The 6,680-nt window shown below is 34.8% G+C and carries 5 protein-coding genes and 2 pseudogenes; 2 read left to right on the forward strand and 5 right to left on the reverse strand.

The genetic code is table 11. The features are described 5' to 3' along the window. From B5P42_RS33565 to B5P42_RS28070, 5 genes and pseudogenes are all read right to left on the reverse strand, one after another. A pseudogene (locus tag B5P42_RS33565) lies at positions 1-148 on the reverse strand (YknW family membrane protein); the annotation flags it as partial. A gap of 108 nt (positions 149-256) precedes the next feature. Beyond that, positions 257-1,456 carry an ABC transporter permease gene (locus B5P42_RS28055; protein ID WP_113735769.1) on the reverse strand — a complete coding sequence of 400 codons (1,200 nt, stop codon included), beginning with the start codon at positions 1,454-1,456 and terminating at the stop codon, positions 257-259. Beyond that, positions 1,453-2,133, reverse strand: coding sequence for an ABC transporter ATP-binding protein (locus tag B5P42_RS28060; protein WP_113735770.1), 681 nt, complete (start codon positions 2,131-2,133; stop codon positions 1,453-1,455). The genes B5P42_RS28055 and B5P42_RS28060 overlap by 4 nt, the downstream gene beginning before the upstream one ends. Then, a pseudogene (locus B5P42_RS28065) lies at positions 2,130-3,240 on the reverse strand (efflux RND transporter periplasmic adaptor subunit). The gene B5P42_RS28060 and the pseudogene B5P42_RS28065 overlap by 4 nt, the downstream one beginning before the upstream one ends. Positions 3,241-3,435: 195 nt before the next feature. Continuing rightward, entirely contained in the window at positions 3,436-4,110 is a 675-nt protein-coding gene (locus B5P42_RS28070) for an IS6 family transposase (protein ID WP_113735773.1), read from the reverse strand. 340 nt (positions 4,111-4,450) lie between these two features. Here B5P42_RS28070 and B5P42_RS28080 point away from each other — a divergent pair, with 340 nt between their 5' ends. After that, positions 4,451-5,164 (forward strand): response regulator transcription factor, encoded by a 714-nt coding sequence (locus B5P42_RS28080; RefSeq protein WP_113735771.1) that lies wholly within the window; start codon positions 4,451-4,453, stop codon positions 5,162-5,164. Then, positions 5,161-6,219, forward strand: a complete 1,059-nt coding sequence (locus B5P42_RS28085; RefSeq protein WP_113735772.1) for a sensor histidine kinase — start codon at positions 5,161-5,163, stop codon at positions 6,217-6,219. Before B5P42_RS28080 ends, B5P42_RS28085 begins: the two co-directional genes overlap by 4 nt. The last annotated feature ends 461 nt before the right edge of the window (positions 6,220-6,680 follow it).

The following is a 6,680-nucleotide window of genomic DNA, read 5'->3' on the forward strand; positions in this document are numbered from 1 at the left end:
GCCCTTGTAACAATGCTACTAATAGGAACATACCCCAAACTTTCTTGTTTGTTTTCATTCTTTCAAATTGTACTCCAGGAGATGTAATCATTCCAAATAATGATGGCTTTTTCGCACCTACATCTTGTGTATTAATATTCGCTTCCATTATTCCGCCTCCTTCTATATATATAATCCTCTTAAAGAATGGTACAAACAATTGACTCAAACAATATGTATGTGTAGTAAAGATATTTATCTTTACTACACTGGTAAACTATTCGTAGCGAAGTGCTTCAATTGGATCTAATTTTGCAGCTTTATTTGCTGGAATTAATCCGAAAATAATACCAAGTGTCATCGAGAATAATACGCCTCCAACAACAACTTCCCACGAAACGAGCGGTGGCCATTTTGCGAATGTGGAGACAATATATGCCCCGCCATATCCAAGAGCAATTCCAATTAAACCACCTAGAAGCGTTAACATAACGGCTTCAATTAAAAACTGTAATAAAATTTTACTACGCGTTGCTCCAAGTGCTTTACGTATCCCAATTTCACGCGTACGCTCCGTTACAGATACGAGCATAATGTTCATAACACCAATACCACCAACGACTAATGAAATACCTGCGATACCACCGATGATCATTGTCATGATATTAGTGACTTTAGAAACTCCTTCTTGGAACTCTTTTAAGTTCACTAATTCATATTTACCTGGAATTTCACTCGGCTTACGACTATTTAATACTTCAATAGCTTTTTTTCCTGCTGATTCCAAATTTTCTACATTTTTAGCTTGAATTGCGATACTTTGAATTTCATCTGTTCCGTATAAAACAGGCCATAAAGTGAGAGGAATCAGTATTTCCTCAGTTTCAAATCCCATAAATTCATTATCTGATTTATAGACACCGATAATTTGCACCGGCTGTCCTTTCATTTCAATAATTTTCCCTACTGGATTTTCATCTTTAAATAACGTCTCTTCTGCCTTCATACTAATCATCACAACGTTATTCCCTTGCGAAATATCTGATTCATTTAATGAACGGCCTTTGACCATTTTCACTTTATTTACTTGAAAATATTCACTATCTAGTCCAATAACATTAATCATTGCTTTTTTATCGTTTATATCAAGGGTTTCCATCGTACTATTCGTCGTAATAACATGGGCAACATCTTTTACCTGTTTCACCTCAAGAATATCTTCTTCCGTTAATTTTGGTACCTCATGCCCACCCATAGCAAACTCATCATTAATATCCGGCTTAAACTGAATTGGCATAAGGTTATTACCAGAACCAGCGATTTTCGACTTCAGCATCGCTTCCCCGCCCTGCCCAATCGCAACGACAGTAATAATAGAACCTACTCCGATAATAATACCGAGCATCGTCAAAGCTGAACGCAGTTTATGAGCTAAAATAGAAGATAGGGCAATTTTCATACTATCTAGTAAACTCATACTGCACACCTTCTATCTTCAGTAATTTTCCCATCTCGCAGTACAATGCGACGAGATGAATAAGCTGCTACCTCTTCTTCATGCGTAACCATAACGATTGTCGTACCTTCTGCATTTAGCTTCGTGAAAATGTCCATAACTTGTTCACCAGACTTCGTATCAAGCGCACCCGTCGGCTCATCAGCCATAATGAAAGTCGGATTATTTGCAATCGATCTTGCAATCGCTACACGTTGCTTCTGTCCACCTGATAACTCACTTGGCAAATGGTGTACTCTATCTGATAATCCAACTTTCCCCAGCGCTTCCAGAGCTCTTTGACGACGCTCTGCCTTCTTCACCCCACCATAAATGAGCGGAAGTTCAACGTTTTCCACTGCGGAAAGACGCGGTAATAAATTAAAGTGCTGGAATACAAAGCCGATATATTCATTACGAATTAAAGCTAGTTTTGACTCGTCTGCTGTTAAGATATTCACATCATTCAGTATATATTTGCCTTCTGTTGGACGATCTAAACAACCGATAATATTCATAAGCGTTGATTTACCGGAACCAGACGGTCCCATAATTGAAACAAACTCACCACTCTGAATTGTTAAACTAATACCATGTAAAATCGGCACTGCCAATTTCCCTTGATAATATGTTTTAGAAATATTATTTAGCGTAATCATTTCTCTTTCACTTCCATTCCGTCATACACGTTGTCGGAAGGATTTTTAACCACCTTTTGCCCCACTGTTACGCCTTCAATAACCTCTGTCCAATCTCCATCATTCGCACCTTTTTTCACATTTTTCTTACTAAGCTTTCCTTTTTCTTCGATATAAACAAATGCATCTTCGCCTTTTTCTACAATGCTCTTACTTGGAACAGCAATCATCGTCTTATTCTCTAAATTTACTTGTAAAGAAACGTGATAACCTGGAGATAAACCATCTTGGCTATCAAGACTTGCCTTATATGTATATTGAGACATATTTTGAGTTCCTTCACCAGTTGCTTGAGCCATCTCTGCACTCGTTGGGAATTCACTTACTTCTGTAATTTTACCTGTCCACTTCTTCTTATTATTTGCTTTCGCAGTTACAGTAAACGTTTGGTCTTTTTGAATTTGTGACTTTTNNTAAAGCTTGAGATGAACTTTGTTCTGCATCTTTATCTAACTTTTGTACAACACCTGTAAAATTACTATAAATCGTAAGTTCTTTCTGTTTTTTACTTAACTCTTCTTTTTGTAACTTTCCTTTTTCTTTTTCAAGATCAGTTGTTTTTTGTGCCATTTCTAATTCGCTTACTTGCTCTTCTAACGGATCTGTTACTTCTTTCGCAGCTCCACCATCTTTTGCCTTCTTAATTTCTTTATTCAATGAATCAATCTTCTTTTTCCCTTGATCGTAACGCATATCAGCCATCTTCTGATCAAGCTCAGCTTGTTTCACCTGTAAATTAATTTCTTCATTATCATAAGAGAATAATTTCGTTCCCTTTTCTACCTCTTGTCCTTCTTTCACTGCAATATCTTTCACTTTTCCTTTAGTTGGATCCGCATAGAAGCTTTCAATATTCCCCGGCTTCACCTGCCCTGAAATCAATTTTGTATTATTAAGTTTACGCTCTGTTACTTTTTCGAAGCTAACATTATCTGCCTTTGCCTCACCCTTCTTTTTACCTTGCATGACAAAAATATTGATGGCTGCAACGATAACAATTAATGTAATAACCCCACTGATAATCCATTTCTTCTTCTTGTTAAGTTTACGTGTTGTATTTGGTAACATGGTGTATCTCCTTTCATGATAATATACTTTTTAAGTATATTATAATTTCTAAACATAACATGAATAATATATATAATATTATGCAATATTGCATATAAAAAGGTTCTGGTGCAAAAATATTAGTTAGAAACATAGAGTAGCAATTTTCTCTTCATTTCTATCTTATGAAGCTAAGCCAAATAATTTATGAATAAATTATTTCTGTTTTTGGACAGACTTGTCCGGTAAAACAAGTTGCCCATTTTTCATCATATGCATGGCTTCAACACCACTCAATATAGAGATTGCTGTTTTAAACGACTTGAATCCTAACATAGAACGAACTCGTCTTTTAATAAACCGGTGGTCTTGTTCCACTATATTATTGAGATATTTAACTTGCCTTAGTTGTATGCCTTCAGGCATATGTTTCTCTTCTTTCAACTCTTGAATCGCTACAGGATAGGCAGGGTTCTTATCTACTGTTATCACGCGAGGTTTAGAAACATACGAAAAAGCCAAGGCTTTCTTGAAAAAGCGCTTGGCTGCTTGTTTATCTCTTGATTTACTTAGATAAAAATCAATTGTATTACCCTCTGAATCAACTGCACGATACAGGTACATCCATTGACTTTTTACTTTGATATATGTATCATCGACTCTCCAAGAGTCATCGGTTTGCTTGAGATGAAAACGGATTCTTTTTTCTAATTCAGGACCAAACTGATGAACCCAACGCATAATCGTTGTATGAGCAAAGGATAAGCCCCGTTCCTCCATCATTTCGACCAAATCACGAAAGCTCAAGTTGTACCGTAGGTACCATCTTACTGTTTGCAAAATAATATCGTGATGATAATGCTTCCACTTGAATAAATTTCGCTTTTCTATACTGATCACGCACCTTTTTTAGAGTAATAGTATCAGTATGTCCAAGATTTAGAGATTACTTGCAATTATCTTGAAGTTTTCGCACCAGAACCGATAAAATATGCACCACATTTGTTTATAGAAAGTAATACTTTTTCATGATATTTTTGAAAGAGTTTTGTTACATTTTCGAAAGAAATATGAAAGATATTTAAAGTAAGATAAACTCACGAATATAAATTTTATATTAATCGTTAGTAAAATAAAAATACTAACAATTAGAAAAAACATTTTACAATATTATAAGTGGATCAAAAAAATTTCTTTTATTATTGATAAAGGAACAGAGGAGATTTTATATATGAAAACAAGAATTGCAATTATAGAAGATGAAGATAATATCCGCGAAATATGCAAACGGTACTTAGAAAGAGAAGGATATGAAGTATACACCGCTGTAGATGGAGAAGAAGGTTGGAATTTATTTCAGCAATATCAACCAGATCTCATTGTTTTAGATTTGATGATGCCGAAAAAAGATGGATGGGAACTATGTGAGGAAATTCGCCTACACTCTAATGTTCCTATTATTATGTTGACTGCTAGGGGAGAAGAAAGAGATCGAATTCTGGGATTAACAATAGGCGCGGATGATTATGTAACAAAGCCGTTTTCGCCTCGTGAATTAGTATTAAGGGTACAAATTTTATTACGAAGAGGCAATCAAGCAACAATACAAGTACAAGAACCAGTATCAGAAATAATAAGATTCCTAGATTTAGAGATTCACCCAACCAATAGACGGGTATTTGTATGTGGGCATGAAATTGAGTTAACAGCGAAAGAATTTGAGGTACTTCATACTATGGCAAAACATCCAAGACAAGTATTTTCAAGATCTCAACTTCTTGAAAAAATTTGGGCTTTCGAGTATGAAGGGTGTACAAATACAGTAACAGTTTTAGTAAGTCGCCTACGTGATAAATTAGAGAAACATACAACAAAGAATCGTTGGATTCATACAGTTTGGGGCATAGGTTATAGCTTTGAGCCAGATGGAGGAAATGAAATATGAAGTTACGGGTTCAATTGTTATTGATGAATTTATTAAGTACGGGTATTATGTTAATCTCTATCTGGTATAGCGAAAGGCAAATGTTACTTAGACCAGAACAGACACGGTTACTTACAGTAATCGTGATTGTAGCACTAACTATTTCAACGATTATTTACTGGTTAATGACACGTCCTATTATGAAATCAATCCAAAATTTAATTGCATTAACCAAACAATTTAGTGATAGACATTTTGAAACGATGTACATAATTGGGAAAGAACCAGAAGAGTTTAAAGAATTAGCCACAGCTTTTCAAGAAATGGCACAAAAATTAGAAGAAAGCTTTACTAAGTTAGAAAAAGGAGAAAAAGAACGTACTGAGCTGATTGCGAATATTTCGCATGACTTACGAACTCCTCTTGCTAGCATGCAATTGATGATAGAAGCGTTACAGGATGGTTTAATTGAAGATCCTGATATGAAACAACAATATTTAACGACAATCCTAAACGAAATACAACGATTAAGTGGATTAATTAATGATTTATTTGAGCTTTCTAAGTTAGAACTTGGACAAGAAGCATTTCATCCAAGTTTAACACATGTAGATAGCCTTCTATTAAAAGTAATAGATTCACACGCTATCCTATTGAAAGATAAAGAGATTGATTTGCAATTACGTGTTTCGGATACATTGCCAAAACTTTGGATTATGCCATGTAAAATAGCACGAGTTATCAATAATTTGTTACATAATGCGATTCGGCATTCTCCTACATGTGGCACAATCGAGTTAATTGTAGAGGGAAATAAACAGAAACAGCAAGTTATATTCACTTTGCGTGATGAAGGGGAAGGGATTTCCTATAATGAACAATTACGTATATTTGAACGCTTTTTCAGAACAGACCCATCAAGAAGTTCACAATCTGGAGGGTCTGGACTTGGACTTGCTATTGCAAAATCACTAGTGGAAATGCATAAAGGAGAAATTGGTGTTCGGAGTCGTCCAGATGGAAAACAAGGATGTGAATTTTGGTTTACTCTTCCCGTTACACTAGAAAAGAAATAATGCGGTTGAAAGACTTTTTTGTCAGCAATCAATGTATCTAGAAATGAAAAACCCTTCGAATTTTCTGAGGGGTTTTTCATTTACATAAGCGAAAAAATGTGAATCACGAAAACAGAAAAAAGAATCCCTTATTTCTTTTGGGATTCTTTTTTTCTAAAGCTTGCTCACACAAATGATCTGCACATCAATTCACTTTTGATATACAGATCATTTGTATGATAATTTTTATAAATAATTGCGGAATAATGAACTTACATTACTGCTTTTAAAAGTTCTTGTACAAATGGAATGATTCCACCTACAAATTTTAAAACTGCCATTGCGATTGCCATATTATTTCCTCCTCTTTTTTCGTATTAAGGTATGATAATTTTTATAAATAATTGCGGAATAATGAATTTACATTACTGCTTTTAAAAGTTCTTGTACAAATGGAAGTATTCCACCTACAAATTTTAAAA

This window comes from Bacillus sp. SRB_331, assembly GCF_003264175.1.
In the GTDB taxonomy this organism is placed as follows: Bacteria; Bacillota; Bacilli; order Bacillales; family Bacillaceae_G; genus Bacillus_A; species Bacillus_A mycoides.